The 25,644-nt window shown below is 70.1% G+C and carries 19 protein-coding genes; 15 read left to right on the top strand and 4 right to left on the bottom strand.

Annotated features, from left to right (window positions below; translation table 11 throughout):
* The first annotated feature begins 116 nt into the window (after positions 1–116).
* The 6 genes from ACWDEX_RS19560 (at position 117) to ACWDEX_RS19535 (ending at position 7,414) form a co-directional block, all read left to right on the top strand.
* Positions 117–2,357 (top strand): MMPL family transporter, encoded by a 2,241-nt coding sequence (locus ACWDEX_RS19560; protein ID WP_450464845.1) that lies wholly within the window; start codon positions 117–119, stop codon positions 2,355–2,357.
* Positions 2,335–2,910 carry a GNAT family N-acetyltransferase gene (locus ACWDEX_RS19555; protein ID WP_450464844.1) on the top strand — a complete coding sequence of 192 codons (576 nt, stop codon included), beginning with the start codon at positions 2,335–2,337 and terminating at the stop codon, positions 2,908–2,910. The genes ACWDEX_RS19560 and ACWDEX_RS19555 overlap by 23 nt, the downstream gene beginning before the upstream one ends.
* A 35-nt stretch (positions 2,911–2,945) precedes the next feature.
* Positions 2,946–3,488: a hypothetical protein gene (locus tag ACWDEX_RS19550; RefSeq protein WP_450464843.1), complete on the top strand. Its 543-nt coding sequence runs from the start codon at positions 2,946–2,948 to the stop codon at positions 3,486–3,488.
* Positions 3,489–3,684: 196 nt separating this feature from the next.
* Positions 3,685–3,870, top strand: coding sequence for a hypothetical protein (locus ACWDEX_RS19545; protein ID WP_450464842.1), 186 nt, complete (start codon positions 3,685–3,687; stop codon positions 3,868–3,870).
* 266 nt (positions 3,871–4,136) lie between these two features.
* Positions 4,137–7,181 carry a helix-turn-helix transcriptional regulator gene (locus ACWDEX_RS19540; protein ID WP_450464949.1) on the top strand — a complete coding sequence of 1,015 codons (3,045 nt, stop codon included), beginning with the start codon at positions 4,137–4,139 and terminating at the stop codon, positions 7,179–7,181.
* Positions 7,182–7,219: 38 nt separating this feature from the next.
* The gene (locus ACWDEX_RS19535; protein WP_450464841.1) at positions 7,220–7,414 is read left to right on the top strand and encodes a DUF6191 domain-containing protein; all 195 of its coding nucleotides are present in this window, start codon (positions 7,220–7,222) and stop codon (positions 7,412–7,414) included.
* 15 nt (positions 7,415–7,429) lie between these two features.
* On the opposite strand, the gene ACWDEX_RS19530 is transcribed toward ACWDEX_RS19535, so the two are convergent.
* A complete protein-coding gene (locus ACWDEX_RS19530) occupies positions 7,430–8,566 on the bottom strand; it encodes a PQQ-dependent sugar dehydrogenase (RefSeq protein ID WP_450464948.1) in 1,137 nt (378 codons plus the stop codon).
* 198 nt (positions 8,567–8,764) lie between these two features.
* A complete protein-coding gene (locus ACWDEX_RS19525) occupies positions 8,765–9,763 on the bottom strand; it encodes an aldo/keto reductase (RefSeq protein ID WP_450464839.1) in 999 nt (332 codons plus the stop codon).
* A 75-nt stretch (positions 9,764–9,838) separates the two neighbouring features.
* Between ACWDEX_RS19525 and ACWDEX_RS19520 the strand changes: the two genes are divergently transcribed.
* The 6 genes from ACWDEX_RS19520 (at position 9,839) to serA (ending at position 19,977) form a co-directional block, all read left to right on the top strand.
* Positions 9,839–10,780 carry a 2-hydroxyacid dehydrogenase gene (locus ACWDEX_RS19520; RefSeq protein ID WP_450464838.1) on the top strand — a complete coding sequence of 314 codons (942 nt, stop codon included), beginning with the start codon at positions 9,839–9,841 and terminating at the stop codon, positions 10,778–10,780.
* 518 nt (positions 10,781–11,298) lie between these two features.
* Complete coding sequence (locus tag ACWDEX_RS19515) at positions 11,299–14,367, top strand: putative bifunctional diguanylate cyclase/phosphodiesterase (RefSeq protein WP_450464837.1); 3,069 nt, start codon at positions 11,299–11,301, stop codon at positions 14,365–14,367.
* A 230-nt stretch (positions 14,368–14,597) separates the two neighbouring features.
* The gene (locus ACWDEX_RS19510; RefSeq protein ID WP_450464836.1) at positions 14,598–16,445 is read left to right on the top strand and encodes an acetolactate synthase large subunit; all 1,848 of its coding nucleotides are present in this window, start codon (positions 14,598–14,600) and stop codon (positions 16,443–16,445) included.
* Between the two features lie 18 nt (positions 16,446–16,463).
* Positions 16,464–16,988, top strand: a complete 525-nt coding sequence (ilvN, locus tag ACWDEX_RS19505) for an acetolactate synthase small subunit (protein WP_450464835.1) — start codon at positions 16,464–16,466, stop codon at positions 16,986–16,988.
* A 122-nt stretch (positions 16,989–17,110) separates the two neighbouring features.
* Complete coding sequence (ilvC, locus tag ACWDEX_RS19500) at positions 17,111–18,109, top strand: ketol-acid reductoisomerase (protein ID WP_450464834.1); 999 nt, start codon at positions 17,111–17,113, stop codon at positions 18,107–18,109.
* Between the two features lie 266 nt (positions 18,110–18,375).
* The gene (gene serA / locus ACWDEX_RS19495) at positions 18,376–19,977 is read left to right on the top strand and encodes a phosphoglycerate dehydrogenase (RefSeq protein WP_450464833.1); all 1,602 of its coding nucleotides are present in this window, start codon (positions 18,376–18,378) and stop codon (positions 19,975–19,977) included.
* Between the two features lie 128 nt (positions 19,978–20,105).
* Here the strand turns inward: serA and ACWDEX_RS19490 are convergent, their stop codons facing one another.
* A complete protein-coding gene (locus ACWDEX_RS19490; protein WP_450464832.1) occupies positions 20,106–21,665 on the bottom strand; it encodes an MFS transporter in 1,560 nt (519 codons plus the stop codon).
* A 97-nt stretch (positions 21,666–21,762) separates the two neighbouring features.
* Here ACWDEX_RS19490 and ACWDEX_RS19485 point away from each other — a divergent pair, with 97 nt between their 5' ends.
* Together ACWDEX_RS19485 and ACWDEX_RS19480 are read left to right on the top strand one after the other, a co-directional pair.
* Positions 21,763–22,353 carry a TetR/AcrR family transcriptional regulator gene (locus ACWDEX_RS19485; protein WP_450464831.1) on the top strand — a complete coding sequence of 197 codons (591 nt, stop codon included), beginning with the start codon at positions 21,763–21,765 and terminating at the stop codon, positions 22,351–22,353.
* Positions 22,354–22,728: 375 nt separating this feature from the next.
* Complete coding sequence (locus tag ACWDEX_RS19480; RefSeq protein ID WP_450464830.1) at positions 22,729–23,280, top strand: DUF2690 domain-containing protein; 552 nt, start codon at positions 22,729–22,731, stop codon at positions 23,278–23,280.
* A gap of 21 nt (positions 23,281–23,301) precedes the next feature.
* Here ACWDEX_RS19480 and ACWDEX_RS19475 read toward each other — a convergent pair whose 3' ends face one another.
* A complete protein-coding gene (locus tag ACWDEX_RS19475; RefSeq protein WP_450464829.1) occupies positions 23,302–24,513 on the bottom strand; it encodes a PucR family transcriptional regulator in 1,212 nt (403 codons plus the stop codon).
* Positions 24,514–24,678: 165 nt separating this feature from the next.
* On the opposite strand from ACWDEX_RS19475, the gene ACWDEX_RS19470 reads away from it, so the two are divergent.
* Positions 24,679–25,605 (top strand): proline dehydrogenase family protein, encoded by a 927-nt coding sequence (locus tag ACWDEX_RS19470; RefSeq protein WP_450464828.1) that lies wholly within the window; start codon positions 24,679–24,681, stop codon positions 25,603–25,605.
* Positions 25,606–25,644: the final 39 nt, after the last annotated feature.

Genomic DNA, 25,644 nt, shown 5'->3' with positions numbered 1-25,644 from the left:
ATCTCTTCTGCCTGCAAGAGTGTCAGTAATTGCTCATTCGTTCTTTGCGGGCTGTTCACTTCCATTTGTGTCTGCTCCCGGTCAAAGATTCATGAACCACTCCAGGGAGCACGTCCGTGGCCGCCCTTGCACGCTGGTGTGTCCGACACCGCCTCGTCGCGGTCCTGCTCTGGCTGTTCGCCTTCGGCGGGGTCGGCGCTGCCGCCGCCGTCACGGGTTCCGCGTACTCGAACCACTACGACGCCCCCGGTACCGAGGCGGGCCGCGCCGCCGAGCTGCTCCAGGAGGGCTTCCCCCACCAGGGCGGCGACAGCGACACCGTCGTCTGGCGCACCAGCCCCGGCAGCGTGCGCGCGCCCGCCGTCGAGCAGACGATGACCCGCACCCTGGACAAGATCGCGGAACTGCCCGGCATCGCCTCCGTCACCAGCCCCTACGAAGGCAGCCACAGCGGCCAGATCAGCGGCGACGACCGCACCGCGTACGCCACGATCACCTTCGACGAGCAGTCGGAGAACATCAGCAAGGGCGAGGCCCAGGCCGTCGTCGACACCGCCAAGGCCGCGGAGAACGGTGGGCTGCAGGTCGAGCTGGGCGGCAGCGCGATCAGCCTCACCGAGTCGCAGGGCGGGCACCTCGCCGAGGCCGTCGGCGTGGTCGTCGCCGCCGTGGTCCTCTTCCTCGCCTTCGGCTCGCTCGCCGCGTCCCTGCTGCCCATCGCGACCGCGCTGATCAGCGTCGGCACCGCGTACGCCGGTATCGCACTGCTCGGGCACGCCATGACCGTCGCCGACTTCGCGCCCATGCTCGGCCTGCTGATCGGGCTCGGCGTCGGCATCGACTACGCCCTGTTCATCGTGACCCGGCACCGCCGGAACCTGAAGCGGGGCATGTCGGTGACGGAGTCCGCCGTGGGCGCCGTCGCCACCACCGGCCGGGCCGTCGTCTTCGCGGGCGCCACGGTGTGCATCGCGCTCCTCGGCATGCTGATCCTCAGGCTCGGCTTCCTCAACGGTGTCGCGCTTGCCGCCTGTCTTACCGTCCTGCTCACCGTCGCGGCCTCCGTGACCCTGCTGCCCGCCCTCCTGTCCTTCATCGGCCCCCGCGCCCTGAGCAGGCGCGAGCGGCGCAGGCTGGAGGAGAAAGGGCCCGAGCCGGAGATGCCGGGAGGGTTCGCCGCCCGCTGGTCCGCGTTCGTCGAACGCCACCCCAAGAAGCTCGGCGCGATCGCCGTGTGCGTCATGGCCGTCCTCGCCCTGCCCACGCTCTCCCTCCAGCTGGGCACCGCCGACCAGGGCAACGGCCCGAAGTCGTCGACCACCCGGCAGGCGTACGACCTCGTCGCCGACGGGTTCGGGCCCGGTGCAAACGGCCCGCTCACCCTCGTCACCCGGGTCGGCAGCGCCGAGGACAAGGTCGCGCTCGACCACCTCGACAGCACGCTCGCGGCCACCCGGGGGGTCGCCTCCGTGAGCCCGGTGACCTACAACAGCGGCGGCGACATGGCGGTCCTCACCGTCGTCCCTGACTCCGCCCCGCAGTCCCGGCACACCAGTGACCTCGTGGACCGGCTGCGCTCCGACGTGCTGCCGCGCGCCGAGCAGGGCACCACGCTCGACCTGGCGGTGGGCGGGATGACGGCGGCCTACGACGACTTCGCCGGCGTGATCGTCGGCAAGCTGCCGCTGTTCGTGGGGGTCGTGATCGCCCTGGGCTGTGTGCTGCTCCTGCTCGCCTTCCGGTCCCTCGGTATCCCGCTGAAGGCCGCCGTGATGAACGTCGCCGCCGTCGCCTCCGCGTTCGGCGTGGTCATCGCGATCTTCCAGTGGGGCTGGGGAAGTGAACTGCTCGGCCTCGGCCGGGCCGGGCCGATCGAGCCCTTCCTCCCCGTGATCATGGTTTCGGTGCTCTTCGGACTCTCCATGGACTACCAGGTGTTCCTGGTCAGCCGCATGTACGAGGAGTGGCTGGAGACCGGCGACAACCGGCGTGCCGTGCGCGTCGGCCTGGCCGAGACCGGCAGGGTCATCAACTCGGCGGCGGTCATCATGATCTCCGTCTTCCTCGCCTTCGTGCTCAGCGGCGACCGGGTGATCGCCATGTTCGGCATCGCGCTCGCCGCGGCCGTCGCTCTCGACGCCTTCGTCCTGCGCACACTCCTCGTCCCCGCCCTGATGCACCTGCTCGGCGGCGCCAACTGGTGGCTGCCGTCCTGGCTGGAGCGCCGGCTGCCGCACATCAGCATCGAGCCGCCGGAGTGCCGTGCGACCATTCCCGGGGAGAACGCGCACGAGGACGCGCTGACGGACGTACTGGTGAAGGAGCCGCAACCGGATGTACGCGATATCCCTGGGTGACGACGGAGCCGAACTGCGCCCCCTGGAGCCCTGGCACGCCGAGGAGTTCCTGGCGCACCTCGACCGCGGGCGTGAGTTCATCAACCAGCACGTTCCGTTCGGGTCCAAGGCCACGGACGTGGACAGCGCGCGCGCCCTCCTGCAGCGGGCAGCCGACCAGCGCGCCGCCGACACCGGCAGCCTGCACGGACTGTGGCTGGACGGGAAGCTGGTCGGCGGCGTGCTGTTCCGCGTCTTCGACGCACAGGGCGGCAACTGCGAGGTCGGCTGCTGGCTGGAGCCCGCCGTGGCCGGGCGGGGACTGATCACGCGCGCCATGCGGGTGCTGATCGACTGGGCGGTCGACGAACGCGGCATCCACCGTGTGGAGTGGCAGGCGTCGTCCGCCAATGTGGCGAGCCTCAATGTGGCGCGGCGGCTGGGCATGAGCCGTGACGGTGTGCTCCGGGAGGAGTTCCTGTACCGCGGCGTACGCCGGGACACCGAGGTGTGGTCGGTGCTCGCGCCCGAGTGGCGGGCGGCACGCGCGCATGGCATCCGCGACAATCATTAAGAAACGTCTCAGAGAGCGTCCGTACGGTGCGAGGCATGGAAACGAAGACAGTTGACGAGGCCGGGGCCGAGACCGGCGCCGAGGCGACGAACGACGAGGAGAAGGCGGCAGTCACCGACGCCGGGGAGACCGTCGAGGAGACCGGGGCCGAGGACGGAGCGGACGAGACCGCCCCGGAGAGGCCGTCCGGTGTGGGCCAGGGCGCCGGAGCGGTCGTCGCCGCAGGGCTCGGGATGATCTCCCTCTCCGGCAGTTGGGTCTCCACCGTGGCCTCCGCGCGCGAGACCCTGCTCGGCCAGCTCAAGACCTCGACCTCGGCGAGCGTCGGCGATCAGATCAAGGCGGTGTACGGCGAGGCCTGGCACACGACCGCGCTGTGGGGCGGCCTGTTCGCGCTGGCCGCGCTGATCGTGGGCGTCGTGGTGCTGGCCCGCCCGGCCTTCGGGGTACCCGGGAAGCCACAGGCCGCCTGGATCAAGTCGGTCGCCTGGGGCGGTGTCTCCCTGGGCGTCATCGGGCTGCTGCTGGCCGTCCTGAAGTACACCGACATCCTGCTCGGACTGCCGTCCGCCGGCTGACCCGGCGCCGGTCCTGAGGGGCCTTAGGGCTTCCCGTGAGACCTTAGGGAAGCCCTGAGGCCCCTCAGGCGTGTCTAAGGTCCCCGCGCGCTGCGGAAGATGCGGAACTCTCCCGATGCGGCGGACCCCTCTGGGGGACGAAGGTTGGGGCATCGCAGAAAGCGATGCCGCAACCGGTCCCTCCAGAGGAGACATCGTGAACGAGTATGAGCTGCAACGGGTCTATTCCGCCGAGCTGATCCGTGAGGCGGACCACTACCGGCTGGCCCGTGAGACGCTGCGGCAGCGCCACGCCGCCCGCGGGGCCGACGGGGAACTCGAAAAGGAGAGCCGATCCCATAGCGGCCGGCGGCGCCGACTCCGCATCGGCCGCGCCGCATGAGCGGGCCGGTGGGGGACTGCGACGACGTGGGCGCCGCGCTCCCCGCCGCCGACCACGCGACAGCCGTCGCAACGACGCGGGCCGAACCCGGCCAACCTGCCACAGCGGTCGTCCCGACACCTTCCGGGACGACCGCTGTGGCGTTCACGCGGAGGTTCGCCCCCGCGGGTCGCGTGACGTCAGCGCCCGGGGAAGAGGCGGCGCGGGCCGACGGTCCAGGTGACCGAACGGCGATATCCGGTACCGCGTTGTCAGAACTCCGTGCGATCCTCGGGGGCGTGGAGACAAGGTCCGTCAGCCCCGTCTTCGTCGGTCGAGCCGATGAGTTGGGGGTGTTGCACGACGCGCTCGCCCGCGCTGCCGCCGGAGAGCCGCAGGCGCTGCTCGTCGGTGGTGAGGCCGGAGTCGGCAAGACCCGACTGATCGAGGAGTTCGCCGCCCTGGCCGCCCGCGAGGACGCGGTCGTCGCGCTCGGCGGCTGCGTCGAGATCGGCGCCGACGGGCTGCCCTTCGCCCCGTTCTCCACCGCCCTGCGCGCCCTGCGCCGGCAACTGCCCGAGGAACTGGCCGAGGCGTCCGCCGGTCAGGAGGAGGAACTGGCCCGGCTGCTGCCAGAGTTCGGTGACCCGCACCGCGGCCCTCGGGACGACGAGGAGGGCATGGCCCGTCTCTTCGAGTTCACCACCCGCCTGCTGGAGCGCGTCGCAGCCCGCCGCACCGTCGTCCTCGCCCTGGAGGACCTTCACTGGGCCGACGCCTCCACCCGTCACCTGCTCGCCTACCTCGTCCGCACGCTGCGCAGCGGCCGCCTTGTCGTCATCGCCTCGTACCGTTCCGACGACATCCACCGCCGCCACCCCCTGCGCCCCCTCCTCGCCGAACTCGACCGGCTCCGCACGGTCCGCCGCATCGAACTCGGCCGGTTCAACCGCACCGAGGTCGAACGCCAGATCGCCGGTATCCTCGCCGCCGAACCCGACCCCGCCCAGGTCGACGAGATCTTCGAACGCTCGGACGGCAACGCCTTCTTCGTGGAGGAACTGGCGGTCGCCTCCTGCGAGGACTGCCGCACGGGCCTCACCGACTCCCTGCGCGACCTCCTCCTCGTCCGTATCGAAAACCTGCCGGAAACGGCGCAGCGCGTCGCCCGGATCGTCGCCGAGGGCGGCTCCACCGTCGAGCACCGCCTCCTCGCCGCCGCCGCCCGGCTTGCCGAGGACGACCTCATCGAGGCCCTGCGTGCCATGGTCGGCGCCAACATCCTGCTTGCCACACCCGACGGCGACGGCTACCGCTTCCGTCACTCCCTCGTCCGCGAGGCGGTCAGCGACGACCTGCTCCCCGGTGAACGCTCACGCCTCAACCGGCGGTACGCCGAGGCCCTGGAGGCCGACCCCACGCTCGTACCGGCCGACCAACGCGCCGCACGCCTGGCCAGCTACTGGTACCACGCGCACGATGCGGCCAAGGCCCTGCCCGCCGTCCTCGATGCCGCCTCGGAGGCCCGCCGGCGGCGCGCTCACTCCGAGCGACTGCGGTTGCTGGAGCGGGCGATGGAGCTGTGGGACATCACCCCCGAATCCGTACGGGCCGCTCTGCGTCCACTGGACTACGCCGAGGCGTATCCGCCCTCCGACTGCGACCCGGCGACCGGGTGCCTGCACTACCTCGACCTGATGGCGGGGGCCGCCGTCGCGGGCCGCCTGTGCGGGGAGGGCGAGCGCGCCCTGAAGATCACCAAGCGCGCCCTGCATCTTCTGGAGGAGGAGAACGACCCCCTCCGGGCCGCCTGGTTCTGGGTGCAGCGCGCGCGACTGATGCAGCACACGTCCCGCAGCGACGGCTGGGAGGAACTCACCACCGCGCAGCAGTTGGTGCGCGGACTGCCGCCCTCGGAGGTGCACGCCGAGGTCCTCGCCCTGGTCGCCAACTGGTCGATGCTGCACATTCCCGGCCCCGACGCGCTCTCCGCCGCCGAGCGCGCCGTGGAGTACGCGCGCATGGTGGGCGCCCGCGACATCGAGCTGAACGCGCGCCTCACCCTGGCCGGTCTGCTCGTCGAGGCGGGTGACATCGAAACCGGGCTCGCGGAGATGTACGAGGTCAAGAAGCAGGCCGAGGCCCTCGGCAACGCCCAGGTGACAGGCCGTCTCCATGTGAACCTGCCGTCCCATCTGGAGGGCATCGGCCGCTCCCGGGAGGCCGTCGAGGTGCTCCGCGAGGGGCTCGACCTCACCCCGAGGCTCGGCCTGACGGGCACCGAGGCCTGGGTGTGGGGCAACCTCGGAGAATCCCTCTACTCCCTGGGCCGCTGGGACGAGGCCGCCGAGGCCGCAACCGCCGCGCAACGTGTCGGTCACAGCGTCGTGCCGCGCGGTTGGGGGGCCAAGCGACACGCCCATCTCGCCCTCGCCAGGGGCGACCTGGCCGAGGCCGAGCGCCAAATCAGCGTCGCACGCGAGTACTTCGGCACGCATGACACCGTCCCACAGCACCGGCTGCCGCTGGCGCGCCTCACCATCGGGATCGCGGCCGGTGAGGGCCGCATCGCCGACGCGCGCGCCGCCCTCGACGACGCGCTCGACGCGGGTTTCCCGCCGGGCACCCAGCGCTACGGATGGCCGCTGCTGCTGGCCGCCGCCACCGCCGAGGCCGACGCCCTCGGCCTGCCCGCCGCGGAGCCGGGCCGTGCCGAGACCCTGGAGCGGATCCGCGGGGCGGCCAAGGCGCTCACCGTCAACGTGCCGGTGTGGCAGGCGCATGAGCGCTGGGTCCGCGCGGAGCTGCTGCGGGCCGAGGGCCGAGACGACCCGGACGACTGGTCCGGGGTGGTGGCCGCCTTCGAGGCCCTCGACCGCCCGTACGACCTGGCCCGCGCCCGCCACCGCCTCGCCGCGTCCCTGCTGGCTGCGGGTGACGGCGAGGACGCGCGCGAGCGGGCCGTCGAACTGCTGCGGCTGGCCGGCGCGGTGGCCGAGCACCTCGGTGCCCGGCCGCTCACCGAGTCCGTCGCCCTGCTCGCCCGGCGCGCCCGCCTCACGCTGTCGCGCACCGCGGAGCCGACCGCGCTGGATCCGGCCGAGTCCCTGGGGCTCACCAGCCGCGAGCGGGACGTGCTCCGCCTGGTCGCGGTCGGCCGCAGCAACCGCCAGATCGCCGAGGAACTGTTCATCTCCCCGAAGACCGCCAGCGTCCATGTGTCGAACATCCTGGGCAAGCTGGGCGTCTCGGGCCGCGGGGAGGCAGCGGCACTGGCGCACCGGCTACGGCTGTTCCCACCCGACGCGCCCGCTGTCCCGGCAGCGGGCTGAGGCCTAGGCTGTCAGAGATCCGGGCCGAGGGAGGCGCCATGTTCAACATGTTCGAGGAGCTCTTCGCACCAGGTCGCAAGCACACCAACGACGAGAAGAAGCGCCTGGAGCTGACCCGTGTGGATGTGACGGACGGCGACGGGGGCCGCGGCCCGATCGACCTGGCTTCGGGCAAGGTGGTCATACGCCTGCCGAAACCGGATCACGCCGAGCCGGAAACGAGCCCGGACTGAGCCGGGTCGCCCGCCCTACGAGACCTCCACCTCCAGGATCCGGTCGTCTCCCGTCGACCGACCGCCCCGGCCGTCCGTGTTGCTGGTCGTCAGCCACAGTCTGTAGCCGCCCGCTGGGACCACCGTGCGGATGCGGCCGTATGTGTCCTTCAGGAACGCCTGCGGTGCCGCGGAGGCCTCGGTGCCCTTCAGAGGGATGCGCCACAGTCGCTGACCGCGCAGACTCGCCATCCAGATCGAGCCCTCGGCGTAGGCGATGCCGCTGGGGGAGGCCTCGTCGGTGTGCCACTGGGCGATCGGGTTGTGGTACTTGGGGTTCGACGACTTGCCCTCGGCGTCCGGCCAGCCGTAGTCGTCTCCCGGTTTGATCGCGTTCAGCTCGTCCCAGGTGTCCTGGCCGAACTCCGCGGCGAACAGGCGCTGTTTGTCGTCCCAGGTCAGGCCCTGGACGTTGCGGTGGCCGTAGGAGAGGACGGGCGAGTCGCCGAAGGGGTTGCCGGGGGCGGGCTCGCCCTCGGGGGTCATGCGCAGGATCTTTCCGCCCAACGATTTCCTGTCCTGGGCCAGGCCGCGGTTGCCCGTCTCACCCGTACCGGCGTACAGCATTCCGTCCGGGCCGAACGCGATCCGTCCGCCGTTGTGGACGACACCCTTGGGGATGTCCTTGAAGACCGTGTTCGGCGCGCCGAGCTGGTCACCTGGCGGCCTCTTCGCGTTGTACAGCATGCGAACGATGCGGTTGTCGGAGTCCGTCGTGATGTACGCGTAGATCAGGTGGTCCGAGGCGTAGCCGGGGGAGAGGGCGATACCCAGCAGTCCGCCCTCACCTGCTACCGCGACTCCGGGCACCGCGCCCAGCTCCGTCTTCTTCCCGGACTTCTCGTCGATCCGCGCGATCGTCCCGTCGTTCCGGGAGGAGACCAGCAGTCCGCCGTCGGGCAGCGGGGCGAGGCCCCAGGGCGTGTTGAGGTTCTCGGCGACCGTACGCACCACACGGACCGCCCCCTTCGCCGGAGGGGTCTCTTCGGCCGCCGGACCGGAGGGCGACCCCGGTGACGTACCGCCCGACGACACGCTCGTGCCGCCGTCCGGCCCGTCTCCGCCGCCGGAGGAGCAGCCGGCGGCCAGCAAGAGCGCGGTAGCGGCCAACATGGCCGGCACAGCTCGAGATCGCACGATCCAAGTCCCTTCGCCACGGGGTGTCTTCCCTTACTTACACCGCCCACGTCCCAAGGGTTCCGGATCGACGAGCACGATCGTGGAGAAGCGGGTTGCGAACCGGTCCCGGCCGGGACCCGTTCCGGGGACGAGCGCCCCGTGGCCGTCGGGAAGGCGTGCGCCTCCCCCCGCTCAGTCCCAGGAACCCTGCACAGCAGGCAGTTCCGCCAGTTCCGTCAGGTCCTGAGTCGTCAGCCGCAGCCCGGCCGCGCCCGCGTTCTCCGTGACCCAGCGCTCCCGTTTGGCACCCGGTATCGGGACCACGTGCCGCCCCTGCGTCAGCACCCAGGCCAGCGCCACCTGTGCGGGCGTGACGCCCTCGCCGTGGCGGCGGGCCACCCGCCTCAGGCCAGCCACGATCGGCTGGTTCGCCGCCATCATCTCGGCCGTGAAGCGGGGATGCCGGGCGCGCAGGTCGTCCCGCTCGAAGCCACTGCCCGGGGTCAGCGTGCCGGTCAGGAAGCCGTTGCCGAGCGGCATCGCCGCCAGGAAACCGACCCCGCGCGCCGCGCACCACGGCACCAGCGCGTCCAGCGCCTCCGTCGACCATACCGACAGCTCGGCCTCCACCGCGCTCACCGGGAAGACCTGCTGCACCCGCTCCAGCTGCCGAAGCGTGCCGTCGTACAACCCGACGCCGTTCCGCCGCCCGCCCCGCACACCCATCGCGCACAGCCCCAGCGCCCGTACCTTGCCGGCCCGCACCAGCTCCGCCATGGCGCCCCAGGTCTCCTCGACGGGGACCTCGGGATCCGCGCGGTGCAGTTGGTAGAGATCGATGACGTCCGTCTGCAGGCGTCGCAGCGAGGCGTCGCAGGCCCGTTTCACATAGCCGGGGCGGCCGTTGGCCACGATGTGCTGCTCGCCCACCAGCAGGCCGACCTTGGTCGACACGAACGCCTCGGCGCGCCGCTCCTTCAACACCCGGCCGACCAGCAACTCGTTGGTGAACGGCCCGTACATGTCGGCCGTGTCGAGCAGGGTCACCCCCTGGTCGAGCGCTCTGTGCACCGTCCGCAGCGACTCGTCGCCCCGTTGCCGCGAACCGGAGTACGCCCAGTTCATCGGCATGCACCCGAGTCCGACGGCCCCCACTTCGAGCGTTGCCGCGCCGATCGTCCTGCGCTCCACCTCGACGTGCCCTCCCTTTCCTGGCACCCCAAACTAACCAATGCGATGCCGAGGCCCTCGCATAGCCTCCTGACCATGACCTATGACGTTTGGCTCCCGTTCCGCACCAACGAGATAGAGGGTCTCCCCGAGGGCCTCACCTACCGCTTCTGGGACGGCGCACAGGAGTTTCCCGCGGACCCGGCCGACTGCGCGCTGTACGTCGTGCCCTACATGAAGGGCGGCGAGGTCGCGGTGCGCCCCATGGCCGCGATGACATCCGTTCGCGTCGTGCAGACCCTCTCCGCCGGTGTCGACCACGTGCAGCCGGGCCTTCATCTGCTCCCCGACGGCGTGCAGTTGTGCAACGCCCGCGGGGTGCACGACGCCAGCACCGCCGAACTCGCGCTGACCCTGATCCTCGCCTCCCTGCGTGGCATCCCCGACTTCGTCCGGGGTCAGGACCGTGAGGAGTGGCGTGCCGGCTTCCGTCCGGCGCTCGCCGACAAGTCCGTCCTCATCGTCGGATACGGGTCGGTGGGCGCGGCCGTCGAGGAGCGGCTCGCGCCGTTCGAGCTCGCGCGGGTGGCGCGCGTCGCGCGCCACCCGCGCGAGACGGCGCGCGGCCTTGTGCATCCCATCTCCCGATTGTCGGAACTTCTTCCCGACGCCGATGTCGTGGTGCTCGCCACACCCCTCACGGACCAGACGAAGGGCCTGGTCGACGCGGACTTCCTGGCCCGGATGAAGGACGGTGCGCTACTCGTCAACGTCGCCCGCGGCCCTGTCGTGGACACCGGTGCGCTGCTGGCCGAGCTGGGGACCGGCCGCATCACGGCGGCCCTGGACGTCACCGACCCGGAGCCGCTGCCCGAGGGACACCCCCTGTGGCACGCGCCGGGCGTGCTCATCAGCCCACATGTCGGTGGCCCCACGTCGGCGTTCTGGCCCCGCGCCAAGCGCCTTCTGAGGGCCCAGCTGAACCGTTTCGTACAGGGGGAACCGATGGAGAACGTGGTACTGACGACCGGCGCGTAGCGGGCGGAGGGGTACGGCGAGGGGAGGGGCGGCCGGCATGTGAAAGGGCCCGCCCGGCGCACGTTTTCAGCCGCGGCGGCCTTGTGCGCACGCGCCGGCCGACGCTCGTACCACCGGTGTACGCGTCGTCCGCCGCTCGCTCCCCGTACGCTTCGGGCACACTCCGCAGTCCCTCGTATGCGGTACGTACCCGAGTTCCCACTGATCGTTACAGAGCGTAGAGGGACTATGTCCCTGAGTGACGAGCCTGGTGTATCGTCCCGACAGGGGACGCGCCACGTACGTTCGGTGCCGGGGACGGAACTTTGAGACATGCGAGGGGGGCGACGGGCGATGCACAGCCTATGGACGAGCGATCCGACGCGGCGGGGCCACGGGCGGCGACCCTGGCGAACGGTGACGCACGGACGTGGTCACAGCGGTCACGCCGGCTATCACCACCGCAGCCACAGCGGCCACAAGAAACACGCGCACCCAGCCCACACGGACCCGGTGACACCTCGGAGCGGGAGGACCCGGTGAGCTCCCCCGGAGTTCTGTCGGTCCGCCGCCCGGTGTCCGGCGGTCGGACGCGCCTGATTGCGCAACTCGTCCTGGCCCTGGTGTGCGCGGTATACGCCGTCGGTTCCGCGCTCGACTGGGGTTCCCGGAGGGTCGCGCTGTTCATGGGTGACTTCGGGCTGAGCGTCGCGGCGGGCATCGCGGCGGTCTCCTGTTTCGTCTACGCCCGTAGCAGGCGCAGCCGTTTTCGACCCGCCTGGCTGCTGTTCGCGCTCTCCTCGGCCATGGCGATGCTGGGCAACGCGGTCTGGGGCTGGTACGAGGTCGTCCTCGAGCACCCCGTGCCCTCGCCCAGCTGTGCCGACCTCTTCTTCGTCTGTTTTGCTCCACCCGCCATCGTGGGGCTGCTCGTACTTGCCAAGAGGCCCGTCACCAAGGCGGGTTGGGTATGCCTCGCGCTGGACGCGTGGCTGATCGGCGGGTCGCTGCTCACGCTGTCATGGAGCCTCGCGCTCGCCCAGGCGGCCAAGTTCGACGGGCCGAGCGTCGCGCACGCCGCGCTCTCACTCGCGTACCCGCTGCTGGACATCGCGCTGATCAGCATGGTCCTCGCGCTGCACTTCCGGTGCTCGGCGGTCAATCGGTCCGCGGTCAACACCGCCATCGGCGCGCTCGCCCTGACCGTGATGTGCGACGCCCTGTTCACCTCGCCGCTGCTCCACAGCAGCTACCGCTCCGGCCAGTTGCTGGACGCGGGCTGGTTCTCCGGTTCGCTGCTCCTCGCCTACGCCCCCTGGGTCGGCACCCGGCACGGGCTGCCGTGTGACGGGCCGCCGTGCGACGGCGGGCACGCGCGCGTGGCGCACGACCACGTGCCCGGGCAGCGGCAGGCGAGTCCACGGAGAACGGGCCACCAGGGAGGGCACCCGCACGCGCTCGCCCAGGACTGGGACCGGGACCAGGGGCTCTCCCATGAACCGGACCCCGGACTCCGGCGGGACCTGGGTGAGGGGCTCCCGCAGGAGCCGGGCCGCGACCGGTACCCGGCCACGGTCGCGCGCCCGATCGCCGGATCGCTGGCCGCGCTCACGCCCTACCTGGCTGCCGGCGTCTGCACCCTGGGGATCCTCTACAACCTCCTCAACGGCCACAGTGTCGACCGCGTGGTGCTCATCACCGCGGGTGCCGTGGTGCTCGCGCTCGTCGTGCGCCAGGGCATCATGCTGCTCGACAACATCACCCTCACCCAGGAACTCGCGCAGAAGGAGAACCACTTCCGCTCCCTGGTGCAGGGCTCCAGCGACGTCATCATGATCGCCGCGCCCGACGGGACCCTCAGGTACGTCTCCCCGGCCGCCGCAGGTGTGTACGGACGGCCCGCCGAGGACCTCGTCGGAACCGAACTCGCGGCGCTCATCCATCCGGAGGACCTGGGCTCCGTGGTGCACGAAGTACGCCGCTTCCTCACGGCCAGCCATGCCGAGGAACCCACCACCCGCATCGAGTGCCGCTTCAAGTCGGGCCGCGGCGGCTGGCTCAACGTCGAGTCCACCGTCAACCGCCACCACGGCGGACTGATCTTCAACAGCCGCGACGTGACCGAAAGAGTGCGCCTGCAGGCGCAGCTCCAGCACAGCGCCGAGCACGACCCGCTCACCGACCTGCCCAACCGCGCACTGTTCACCAAGCGTGTCCAGCAGGCACTCTCCGGGCGCCGCTCCTCCGACCGCTGCACTGCCCTGCGCAACACGGCGGTACTCTTCCTCGACCTCGACGGCTTCAAGGCCGTCAACGACACGATCGGACACCATGCGGGGGACGAACTGCTCGTCCAGGCGGCCCGCAGACTCCAGGACGCGGTCCGGCAGGGCGACACCGCCGCACGCCTGGGCGGCGACGAGTTCGCGGCCCTGATCGTCGGTGACGCCACCCATGACCGCGCCGCACGCGAACGCCACATTCTCGAACTCGCCGACCGGCTCCGCGTCACCCTCTCCCAGCCGTACGACATCGACGGCAGGGACGTCCGGGTGGCCGCGTCCATCGGAGTGGCGTTCTCCGAACCGGGCCTGGACGCCGGCGAGCTGCTCCGCAACGCCGACCTCGCCATGTACCGCGCCAAGGCGGCGGGCAAGGGCCGCGTCGAGCTCTATGCCCCCCAGATGCAGCAGGACGTGGTGCGCAAGTCCGAGTTGGCCACCCGGCTGCGGGCAGCGCTGCACGACGGCGAGTTCACCCTGTTGCACCAGCCCGTGGTGTCGCTGGACGACGGCCGGATCGCATCGGTCAGCGTCCAGGCGCGCTGGCGATCCTCCCAGGGCGTGCTCTTCACACCCGCCGAGTTCCTGCGCGTCTCCGAGGACAACGACAAGGCCGCCGAACTGGGCCGCTGGACCCTGGAAGAGGCCATCGAGCAGGCCGCCGAACGCACCGCCGCCGGGCGCGCCGTGCCCGTCGCCGTGAGGATCAGCGCCCGTCGCCTCCTCGACCGCTCCCTGCCCCTTGGCTCGGTCGAGGCTCTGCTCGCCCGGCATGGCCTGGCCTCGGGCTCCCTGATGATCGAGCTGTCCGAAGCCGACCCGCGGGTATCCCTGGACGAGCTGGAACGCCGTCTCGGCGCCCTGCGCAGGATCGGCGTTCGTATCGCTCTCGACGGCCTCGGCAGTGGCTACGCCGCCATCATGGCGCTGCGTCGGCTTCCCATCGACGTGCTGAAGATCGACCGCAGCCTGGTCGAGGGGGTCGTCGAGTCCCCGCGGCTGCACAAGATCACCAACGGGCTGCTGCGCATCGCCACGGACCTGGGGCTCCAGTCGGTCGCCGATGGCGTGGACCTGCCCGAGCAGGTCGTCGCGCTGCGCGCGATGGGCTGTACGCACGGGCAGGGCATGGCGTTCTCCGGGCCACTGGACGAGCACCGGCTGCGCCGGGCGCTGACTTCTGGCGGCTACCCCGTGCCGCACGGCTCGGCGGAGCCGGTCCTCGCCGGTGGCGGCGTGGAGGTGTACACCGGTGGTGTGCCGGCTGTTTTCGGAGGTGGCACGACCCTTCGCTCACATACTGAGACATCCGTCCCACCTACTTGACAGTGGTGGTGTGCCGGGGGGAGGGTCAGTGCCATGCGCACCCGAATTCTCGTACTTGGACAGCGCGTCGGCTGAGCTGGACCCACCGGAATGCAACCGGAATCCCAGCGACCACACCCGGCGCGCTCCCCTCGCTTGCCTCATGGCACGAGGGGTTTTTTGTTGCACAAGCACCAGCCGCACAACGCACAAAACTCGCAAAAACCCTCAGCATCGAGAAGAGAATGCCGATGACCGAGCAGGCCACCGGGGCCCATCACCCGCATCCGCGGCCCCGTAACGGAGGACAGCAGTCTGCGCCCGAGCACGTCACGGGTGCGCAGTCCCTCATTCGCTCTCTCGAGGAGGTCGGCGCCGACACCGTATTCGGCATTCCCGGCGGTGCGATCCTTCCCGCGTACGACCCGCTGATGGACTCCACTCGGGTGCGGCACGTGCTGGTGCGGCACGAGCAGGGGGCGGGCCACGCGGCCACCGGGTACGCGCAGGCCACCGGCAAGGTCGGCGTCTGCATGGCTACGTCGGGTCCCGGCGCCACCAACCTGGTGACCCCGATCGCCGACGCCCACATGGACTCGGTGCCGCTGGTCGCGATCACCGGCCAGGTCGCCTCCAGGGCGATCGGCACCGACGCCTTCCAGGAGGCGGACATCGTCGGCATCACCATGCCGATCACCAAGCACAACTTCCTGGTGACCCGGGCCGAGGACATCCCGCGGACGATCGCGGAGGCCTTCCACATCGCCTCCACCGGCCGTCCGGGCCCGGTCCTGGTCGACATCGCCAAGGACGCCCTCCAGGCCCGGACCACCTTCAGCTGGCCGCCGGTCACGGACCTGCCCGGCTACCGTCCGGTGACCAAGCCGCACGCCAAGCAGATCCGCGAGGCGGCCAAGCTGATCACCTCCGCCCGGCGGCCCGTCCTCTACGTCGGCGGCGGCGTCCTGAAGGCGCAGGCCACCGCCGAGCTGAAGGTCCTCGCCGAACTCACCGGAGCGCCCGTCACCACCACACTGATGGCGCTCGGCGCATTCCCCGACAGCCACCCGCTGCACGTGGGAATGCCGGGCATGCACGGTGCGGTCACCGCCGTCACCGCGCTGCAGAAGGCCGACCTGATCGTCGCCCTCGGAGCCCGCTTCGACGACCGCGTCACCGGCAAGCTCGACAGCTTCGCCCCGTACGCCAAGATCGTCCACGCCGATATCGACCCGGCCGAGATCGGCAAGAACCGCGCCGCCGACGTGCCGATCGTCGGTGACGCCCGCGAGGTCATCGCGGACCTGATCCAGGCCGTCCAGAAGGAGCACAGTGAGGGCCACAAGGGCGACTACACCGCCTGGTGGAGGGATCTGAGCCGCTGGCGCGACACGTACCCGCTCGGCTATGACCAGCCCGAGGACGGCACGCTCTCCCCGCAGCAGGTCATCGAGCGCGTCGGGCAGCTCGCGCCGGAGGGCACGATCTTCGCGGCGGGCGTCGGCCAGCACCAGATGTGGGCCGCGCACTTCATCCAGTACGACAAGCCCGCCACCTGGCTGAACTCCGGCGGCGCCGGAACAATGGGCTACGCGGTCCCGGCCGCCATGGGCGCCAAGGCCGGACAGCCCGGACGGACCGTCTGGGCGATCGATGGCGACGGCTGCTTCCAGATGACCAATCAGGAGCTGACGACCTGCGCCCTGAACAACATCCCGATCAAGGTCGCCATCATCAACAACGGCGCCCTCGGGATGGTCCGCCAGTGGCAGACCCTCTTCTACAACCAGCGGTACTCCAACACGGTCCTGCACTCCGGCCCGGACGACATCAACCCGCAGGCCAGGGGCACCCGAGTCCCCGACTTCGTGAAGCTGTCGGAGGCCATGGGCTGCTACGCGATCCGCTGCGAGTCCCCGGACGACCTCGACAAGGCCATCGAAGAGGCGAACTCCATCAACGACCGGCCGGTCGTCATCGACTTCGTCGTCCACCAGGACGCCATGGTGTGGCCGATGGTCGCCGCCGGAACCTCCAACGACGAGATCATGGCCGCCCGGGATGTCCGTCCCGACTTCGGCGACAGCGAAGACGACTGAGAGAGCTGAGTGAGAACCATGTCCAAGCACACCCTCTCGGTCCTCGTCGAGAACACGCCCGGCATCCTCGCCCGGATCGCCGCGCTGTTCTCCCGCCGCGGCTTCAACATCGACTCCCTCGCCGTCGGTGTCACCGAGCACCCCGACATCTCCCGCATCACCATCGTGGTGAGTGTCGAGGAGTTTCCGCTCGAACAGGTCACCAAGCAGCTCAACAAGCTCGTCAACGTCCTGAAGATCGTCGAACTCGAGCCGTCGTCCGCCGTTCAGCGGGAGCTCGTTCTGGTGAAGGTGCGCGCCGACAACGAGACGCGCTCCCAGGTCGTCGAGATCGTCCAGCTGTTCCGTGCCAAGACCGTCGACGTCTCCCCGGAGGCCGTCACCATCGAGGCCACTGGTTCCACCGACAAGCTGGAGGCCATGCTGAAGATGCTGGAGCCGTTCGGCATCAAGGAACTGGTCCAGTCCGGCACGATCGCGATCGGCCGGGGTGCCCGCTCGATCACCGACCGGTCGCTGCGCGCCCTCGACCGGTCCGCCTAGGACCCCGTACGACCGGAGAAGAGCGGCCGGTTGCCGACCGCCCGTATCCGACACCCTGCAACGTCCCTTCGCCCACCGTCATACGGTGGGACGCACCATCTGCACACCAAGGAGAACCGAAAGTGGCCGAGCTGTTCTACGACGCTGATGCCGACCTGTCCATCATCCAGGGCCGCAAGGTCGCGGTCATCGGTTACGGCAGCCAGGGCCACGCCCACGCGCTGTCGCTGCGTGACTCGGGTGTCGACGTCCGGGTCGGTCTGCACGAGGGCTCCAAGTCCAAGGCGAAGGCCGAGGAGCAGGGCCTGCGCGTGGTGACGCCGTCTCAGGCCGCCGCCGAGGCCGACGTCATCATGATCCTGGTGCCGGACCCGATCCAGGCCCAGGTCTACGAGGAGTCCATCGCCCCGAACCTGAAGGACGGCGACGCGCTGTTCTTCGGCCACGGCTTCAACATCCGCTTCGGCTTCATCAAGCCCCCGGCCGGCGTGGACGTGTGCATGGTCGCCCCGAAGGGTCCTGGCCACCTGGTGCGCCGCCAGTACGAGGAGGGCCGCGGCGTTCCGTGCATCGCCGCCGTCGAGCAGGACGCCTCCGGCAACGCCTTCGCGCTGGCCCTCTCCTACGCCAAGGGCATCGGCGGCACCCGCGCCGGCGTCATCAAGACCACCTTCACCGAGGAGACCGAGACCGACCTGTTCGGCGAGCAGGCCGTCCTGTGCGGTGGCGCGGCGGCGCTGGTCAAGGCGGGCTTCGAGACGCTGACCGAGGCGGGCTACCAGCCGGAGATCGCCTACTTCGAGTGCCTGCACGAGCTGAAGCTGATCGTCGACCTCATGTATGAGGGCGGCCTGGAGAAGATGCGCTGGTCGATCTCCGAGACCGCCGAGTGGGGCGACTACGTCACCGGCCCGCGCATCATCACGGACGCCACCAAGGCCGAGATGAAGAAGGTCCTCGCCGAGATCCAGGACGGTACGTTCGCCCGTAACTGGATGGACGAGTACCACGGCGGCCTGAAGAAGTACAACGAGTACAAGCAGCAGGACTCCGAGCACCTGCTGGAGACCACCGGCAAGGAGCTGCGCAAGCTCATGAGCTGGGTGAACGAGGAGGCGTAAGCCTCATGGCCGAGGGGCCGGAGCAGTCCGCTCCGGCCCCTTCGGTGCATCTCGGGCAATACCCGGAAAACCGGCGTTGTCCAGCCCGTCCAGCCACGGACGGGTGATCCTTCCGCAGCGGCGTAAAACGATACGCGCGGCGCCACTAGACTGCTGGACAACAACGCGTCAGGCCCACAGTGTCGTGCGTCTTCCACGCGGCTAGCACCCCTCCACCGCCTGCGGCCGTTGGGACGGCCGTCCGCATTGGACATGTGAGGACTCACGTGAGCTCGTACCCCCGTCGAAAAGCCACGGTACTCATCGCTGAAGAGCTGTCGCCCGCGACCGTCGACGCCCTCGGCCCCGACTTCGAGATCCGGCGCTGCAACGGCGCCGACCGCGCCGAACTGCTCCCCGCGATCGCCGACGTCGACGCCATCCTGATCCGCTCCGCGACGAAGGTCGACGCCGAGGCCATCGCCGCCGCGCACAAGCTCAAGGTCGTCGCCCGAGCCGGCGTCGGCCTGGACAACGTGGACGTCTCCGCCGCCACCAAGGCCGGCGTGATGGTCGTCAACGCCCCCACCTCGAACATCGTGACCGCCGCCGAGCTCGCCTGTGGCCTGCTCCTGTCCACCGCCCGCAACATCCCGCAGGCCAACGCCGCGCTGAAGAACGGCGAGTGGAAGCGCAGCAAGTACACGGGCGTCGAGCTGGCCGAGAAGACCCTCGGCGTGGTCGGTCTCGGCCGCATCGGCGCGCTGGTCGCGCAGCGCATGTCGGCGTTCGGTATGAAGGTCGTCGCCTACGACCCCTACGTCCAGCCCGCGCGGGCCGCGCAGATGGGCGTCAAGGTGCTGACACTGGACGAGCTGCTCGAGGCCTCCGACTTCATCACCGTCCATCTGCCGAAGACCCCCGAGACGATCGGCCTGATCGGCGACGAGGCGCTGCACAAGGTCAAGCCGAGCGTCCGTATCGTCAACGCCGCGCGCGGTGGGATCGTCGACGAGGCGGCGCTGTACTCGGCGCTCAAGGAGGGCCGGGTCGCGGGCGCGGGCCTGGACGTGTACGCGAAGGAGCCGTGCACGGACTCGCCGCTGTTCGAGCTGGACCAGGTCGTCTCCACCCCGCACCTGGGCGCTTCGACGGACGAGGCGCAGGAGAAGGCCGGTATCGCGGTCGCCAAGTCCGTGCGTCTCGCGCTCGCCGGTGAACTGGTGCCGGACGCGGTGAACGTCCAGGGCGGTGTCATCGCGGAGGACGTCAAGCCGGGCCTGCCGCTCGCCGAGCGGCTCGGTCGGATCTTCACCGCCCTCGCGGGCGAGGTCGCGGCCCGGCTGGACGTCGAGGTCTACGGCGAGATCACCCAGCACGACGTGAAGGTGCTGGAGCTGTCCGCGCTCAAGGGCGTCTTCGAGGACGTCGTGGACGAGACCGTCTCGTACGTCAACGCGCCGCTGTTCGCCCAGGAGCGCGGTGTCGAGGTGCGGCTGACCACCAGCTCGGAGGCCACCGACCACCGCAACGTCGTCACTGTGCGCGGCACTCTCGCCGATGGCCAGGAGGTGTCGGTCTCCGGCACGCTGGCCGGCCCCAAGCACCTCCAGAAGATCGTCGCGGTCGGTGAGTACGACGTCGACCTGACGCTCGCCGACCACATGGTCGTCCTGCGCTACGAGGACCGTCCCGGTGTCGTCGGCACGGTCGGCCGTATCGTCGGCGAGGCCGGCATCAACATCGCCGGCATGCAGGTCGCCCGCGCGGCGGTCGGTGGCGAGGCGCTGGCGGTACTGACCGTGGACGACACGGTGCCGTCCGGGGTGCTGACGGAGGTCGCCGCGGAGATCGGCGCGACGTTCGCCCGCTCGGTGAACCTGGTCTGAGGTGCCTTTCGGGCGACCGCCGTGTGCGGTCGCCCGGTCGGAAGTCCCGTTCGCGTGGAACGGGCTCATACGTGAACGCCGGACGGGCTCCAGTGGCCCGTCCGGCGTTTTCCGTACTTGGGGGGCTCTCAAGCCATGGCCTTTGCCGCCTCGACCGCCTCGTGCTCGAGCGGCGAGGTCTCCCTGACGTGGATCCGGCGCAAGGGCGTCGCCGCGACCGCCGCTAGGATCAGCACCGCCATCCCCGCGATCGCGGCTCCGTGCATCCCGCTGGTGAAGGCCTCCCGCGCCGCCGTCACCAGGGCCTCGCCCGTACGTCCCGGAAGCTGTCCGGCGACCGCGAGCGCGCCGCCGAGGGTCTCGTGGGCCGGGGCCGGCGCGGCGGACGGGATCTCGTGGCGGTAGACGGCCGTACCGATGGAGCCGAGGACTGCCATGCCCAGCGCGCCGCCGAACTCCGACCCCGTCTCCAGCAGCGAGGAGGCCGCACCGGCCTGCTCCACCGGGGCCGCACCCAGCGCCAGATCGGTCATCTGGGACATGATCATCACGATGCCCGAGGCCAGCACCCCGGACGCGGCCAGCACGAGCCAGAGCGAATCCGTCCCGGCCAGGGCCAGCATCCCGTAGCCCGTGGCGGCGATCAAGAAGCCCGCCATGACGACGTAGGCCCGGTTGACGCCCTTCTGCACCAGCGTGGCCGCCACCGGAGCCGCCATCCCGATCGGTACCGACGGCAGCAGGGCCCACAGGGCTGCCTCCAGCGCGCTCTTGCCGAGCACCGACTGCAGGTACTGCGTGGTGAAGAATGCCGAGCCCATCATGGCGAACGCGGAGACGAGGTTGAGGACCACCGCGGGGGCGAAGCCGCGGCCGCGGAACAGGGCCGGCGAGATCATCGCAGAGGCCGTGGTGCGCTGACGGTGGACGAAGAGGGCGGCGAAGAGCAGGCCGACGGCGATCGAGACGACGTACAGCGGGCGCACGCCCTGTGAGGGCAGCTCCTTCAGGCCGTAGATCACCGGAAGCACCGCCGCCATGGACAGCGGCACGCTGATGAGGTCGAAACGGCCGGGCGCAGGGTTCTTCGACTCCGGCAGCAGGATCGGGCCCAGCACCAGCAGCAGCGCCATCGCGGGCAGGTTGACCAGGAAGACCGAGCCCCACCAGAAGTACTGCACCAGGACACCGCTGAGCACCGAGCCGAGCGCGATGCCGCCGGTCATCACACCGGACCAGATGCCGATCGCCTTCGCTCGCTGGCCGGGGTCGGTGAACATCGTGCGGACCAGCGCCATCGTCGAGGGCATCAGGGTCGCGCCGCCGATGCCGAGGACCGCGCGGGCGGCGATCAGGGTTTCGGCGCTGTTCGCGTACGCAGCCGTCAGCGAGGCGGCGCCGAAGGCGGCGGCGCCGAACAGCAGCAGCTTGCGGCGGCCGATGCGATCACCGAGCGAGCCCATCGTCATCAGCAGACCGGCCAGGACGAACGCGTAGATGTCGAAGATCCACAGCTGCTGGGTACCGCTCGGCTCCAGGTCCGCGCTGATCTCCGGGATGGCGAAGTACAGGACGGAGACGTCCATCGAGACCAGCAGCAGCGGCAGCATCAGCACGCCGAGGGCGGTCCATTCGCGGCGGCCGGCGCCGGCGGTCGCGGTCGTGGTGGTGCTCGTCGGGTTCGTCATGACAGCGACTGTACGCACGTCTTAAACGCTTGTCTAGAACGAGTGTGTAAATCGATTGTCTAGGACGGTCGTATGGATCCGAAGTAGGGTGAGTCGCATGGGACACCGTGAGGATCTACTCGAGGGCGCCAAGCGCTGCCTGCTGGAGAAGGGGTTCGCGCGCACGACCGCGCGCGACATCGTCAAGGAGTCCGGGACCAACCTGGCGTCGATCGGCTACCACTACGGCTCGAAGGACGCGCTGCTGGCGCAGGCGTACATCGCACTGGTGGAGAGCACGCCCGTCGGCGGTGAGGGGGACGTCCAGCCGGAGGGGGCGCCGGGGTCGCTGGAACGCTTCCGGTGGGTGTGGACGAACATCGCCGACACCATGCGCGAGCCCGGCTCCCTCTGGCGGCTCAGCATGGAGGTCATGACCATCGAACTCCCCGAAGTGCGCGAGCATCTGGCCCGCGCGCAGCGGGAGGGCGGGCGCGGTCTGGTGGCGCTGCTGATGGGGGTGCCGGAGGAGGAGGTCACCGACGAGCGTGCCGACACGTTGGGCCGCTTCTATCTGACGCTGATGACCGGGCTCATCGCCCAGTGGACGTTCGACGCCAAGACCGCACCCGACGGGGCCGCGCTCACCGAAGGCCTACGGCAGATCATCGAGGCTGCGGGCCCGGGCACTGGTGAGGGGCGGCTCTGAGCCTGGGGTAAGGGGGTGCCCGCCCAATGTAGTTGCTTTGGACCTGGCGCGCGCCGCCATCACCGGCAGATGTCGGGCTCGCGACACCCAGACGCGCCCGTACCGTCGTGCCGATCTCGGCCCGTAGGAACCAGTCCAACTCCTCCGCGAGCTGAGCGACGACCAAGAGCCCCCTGCCGCGTTCGCTTCCGAGGTCCTCCCGGCCTGGTTCGGGAAACGCGCGTACCGGGTCCGACACGCCGTGCAGCCACGGGTGTGCGGCTGGGCCGATGGTGCCCTCCGCGCCGTACTGCTTGGGAGAGCGCGATCGGGGTATAGGTCAGGTACGCGTCAAAGTGGCAATGGGTTGATCTTGCAGTCTCGAGGGGGACCCTCATGACCACGGGCAACTCCGACGGCAACTCCGCCGCAAGGCCCGACCCTCTACCGCAACGGGCTGCAAGAAGAAGGTGGTTCAGCGGCCCTGCTGCGCTGGCGTATGCGGTTGCCATCGTCGGCGCGGTGGCGGCTGCCGTGCTGACTCCGCTCTGGGACCATGTGATGAAGTCGTTCTTCGACGAGCCGACTTGTCCGGGAGCAGCATGCGAGGGCAAGAACCCGCAGAGCCAGGGCTGCGGTGAGGATGCCCGCACCTTCAAACCTGCTGTGAACAACCCGGCCCTCCTTCAGATCCGCTACAGCGAGGAGTGCAAGGCGGTGTGGGGGAAGATCGAGCACGGCCGCCCTGGGGACATGGTCACGGTGAAGGTGTCCGGTGGGACCATGCGAAGTGCCGAGGTCGAGTACGGCGACGACAAATTTACGAACATGGCTGTTGTTCCGGACGGTGATTTCCAGGTCACGACCTGCGTGATCCCCAAGCCTGGTGGCGGCAGCACGTTCGAGCGGTACTGCCTCCAGGCGACCGAGGCCACCGCCTGGCGATGACCTGCGACCGGTTCAGGCCCTCTACAGTCGCGCCCCCTTCAACGCCATGTGCAGCAACAGCCGGTCCTCCCCGTCGTCCAGGTCCAGGCCCGTGAGCTGTTCGACGCGGGACAGGCGGTAGTACAGGGTCTGCCGGTGGACGCCCAGTTGCGATGCCGCGCGGCCCGCCTGACCCGCGCAGTCCAGGAACACCTCAGCGGTGCGGGCGAGTTCGCGGTGGGCGGGGGACAGCAGGGCCTGGACGGCGGGGTCGTGGGCCGCCTGCGGCGGAAGTGACGTCAGCAGGCGGTACGGGCCGATGGCCGACCACTGCGCGACCGGGCCGAGGCGGGGCTCCGCCAGGGCGGCGCGGGCCGCCGCCGAGGCCTCCCGCCAGGCGGTGTGCAACTCGGTGAGGCCGTGGCGGGCGTCGGCCACCCCGGCCGCGGCCCGTCCACCGCCGCGCGCCCCCTCCGCCTCCCGGAGCAGGCGCGAGGCCGCCGTCAAGGCCGGGGTCGGCACGTCCGTCGAGCGCAGCCGCACCAGCAGCGCCAGGCTGTGGCCCTGCGCGCCCCAGGGCACCGTGCACAGCGCGGTCGCCCCGGGGATCGTACGGGCCGAGGGGGCGTCGTCAGGGTCGGCCGAGAGCCAGGGGGCCACGCACACCACCGTGTGCAGGCCGTCGCCCCGCACGCCCAGCGCCGTACGCATCGCGGCCACCGCCATGTCCTGCTGCCAGCCGCGCTCTGCGGTGAGGACCGCGCGCAGTTCACGGGTCAGGTCGGCGCCCGCCTGCGCCTCGTCCGCGAGCAGCGCGCCGATGCGGGTGGTGACCTCCATCGCCGTGGCCAGTTGCTTCTCGGGCGGGCCCGGCTCGTCGGTGAGCAGCCACACATAGCCGAGGACGACACCCCGATGGCGTACCGGCAGGCAGATCCGTCCCCGGTAGACGCCCGCCTCCGGCGTGGGCGGGATGCGCACCGGTCCGGTGGCCCGTGCGATGCCGAAGCCCTCGAACCACTTGCGTACCGCCGCCGTGGAGCGGCGCGTGAGGATCGAGCGGGTGCGGACCGGGTCGAGGGACGCCTCGTCGAAGTCGCCGTCGCTGTCGTAGGCGGCGAAGGCGATCAGTTCGAAATCCCGGTTCTCCAAGGTCGCCGGGGCGCCCAGCAGCGCCGAGATCTCGTCGACGAGCTCCTGGTAGTCGCCCCGCCCTGACTTGAAAACATCCGCCACACAGGCATTCTCCCGCACTTCCCCTCACCCTTCATACGGATGTATGAGATCCAGGGCACGAATGCGTGACAGCTGTCGATGGTCGTCGACCGGAGTGATCCGTAGCTTTCACAGTGGTTCACCGTGCCGTACCCGAAATGCTCGGGATTCGGCCTCCTGATGATTGTGTTGTGGAGGTGCCCCGTGCTGGGTCCCGTGATTCTCGCCGCGTCGCGAAGCGACCGGATGCGCCGCCTGATCTCGGCGGTGCCCGTGACCAAGCAGGTCGTCGACCGCTTCATCCCCGGCGAGACCGTCGGTGAGATCGTCCCGATCGTCAAGGACCTCACCGGCAAGGGCCTCGAGCTCACCATGGACGTGGTCGGCGAGGACATCACCACTCCCGAGCAGGCCGCGGCCGCGCGTGACGCGTACCTGCAGCTGATCGAGCAGCTCAAGACGCTGGACCTCGGCACCAAGGCCGAGATGTCCGTCAAGCTCTCCATGTTCGGCCAGGCGCTGGAGGGCGGCCATGAGCTGGCCCTCGCCAATGTCCGCCCGGTCGTCGAGGCCGCCGCCGCCATCGGCACCACCGTCACGCTGGACGCCGAGGACCACACCACCCTCGACTCGATGTTCGCCATCCACGAGGAGCTGCGGAAGGACTTCCCGCAGACCGGCTGTGTGATCCAGGCCTACCTGTTCCGTACCGAGGACGACGCCCGACGGCTCGCCGCGAACGGCAGCCGGGTGCGTATCGTGAAGGGGGCGTACAAGGAGCCCGCGTCGGTCGCGTACCAGGACAAGGCCGAGATCGACAAGGCGTACGTCCGTATCCTGAAGATCCTCATGGAGGGCCAGGGATACCCGATGATCGGCTCCCACGACCCGCGGCTGATCTCCATCGCTCAGGAACTCGGCCGCCGCGCCGGGCGCAAGCTCGACGAGTACGAGTTCCAGATGCTGTACGGCATCCGCAGCGAGGAGCATCTGCGGCTGGCCGCCGAGGGGCACCGGATGCGTGTCTACACGGCGTACGGCACCGACTGGTACGGCTACTTCATGCGCCGCCTGGCGGAGAAGCCGGCGAACCTGCGCTTCTTCCTCCGTTCGATGGTCAGCAAGGGCTGAGCCCGACCCACCCCGCTCAGTAAGGAGTTTCGGAACCTC

The sequence above is a fragment of the Streptomyces sp. NPDC001020 genome, from assembly GCF_053599115.1.
The sequence above is the reverse complement of the archived record's forward strand: the minus strand, read 5'-3'. Positions and strand labels throughout refer to the sequence as shown.

Excerpts from the sequence above, each read along its gene's own strand:
- ACWDEX_RS19555 (WP_450464844.1), top strand. The coding sequence starts at position 2,335 with ATGTACGCGATATCCCTGGGTGACGACGGAGCCGAACTGCGCCCCCTG.
- ACWDEX_RS19550 (WP_450464843.1), top strand. The coding sequence starts at position 2,946 with ATGGAAACGAAGACAGTTGACGAGGCCGGGGCCGAGACCGGCGCCGAG.
- ACWDEX_RS19535 (WP_450464841.1), top strand. The coding sequence starts at position 7,220 with ATGTTCAACATGTTCGAGGAGCTCTTCGCACCAGGTCGCAAGCACACC.
- ACWDEX_RS19530 (WP_450464948.1), bottom strand. The coding sequence starts at position 8,566 with ATGTTGGCCGCTACCGCGCTCTTGCTGGCCGCCGGCTGCTCCTCCGGC.
- ACWDEX_RS19520 (WP_450464838.1), top strand. The coding sequence starts at position 9,839 with ATGACCTATGACGTTTGGCTCCCGTTCCGCACCAACGAGATAGAGGGT.
- ACWDEX_RS19510 (WP_450464836.1), top strand. The coding sequence starts at position 14,598 with ATGACCGAGCAGGCCACCGGGGCCCATCACCCGCATCCGCGGCCCCGT.
- ilvN (WP_450464835.1), top strand. The coding sequence starts at position 16,464 with ATGTCCAAGCACACCCTCTCGGTCCTCGTCGAGAACACGCCCGGCATC.
- ACWDEX_RS19490 (WP_450464832.1), bottom strand. The coding sequence starts at position 21,665 with ATGACGAACCCGACGAGCACCACCACGACCGCGACCGCCGGCGCCGGC.
- ACWDEX_RS19485 (WP_450464831.1), top strand. The coding sequence starts at position 21,763 with ATGGGACACCGTGAGGATCTACTCGAGGGCGCCAAGCGCTGCCTGCTG.
- ACWDEX_RS19480 (WP_450464830.1), top strand. The coding sequence starts at position 22,729 with ATGACCACGGGCAACTCCGACGGCAACTCCGCCGCAAGGCCCGACCCT.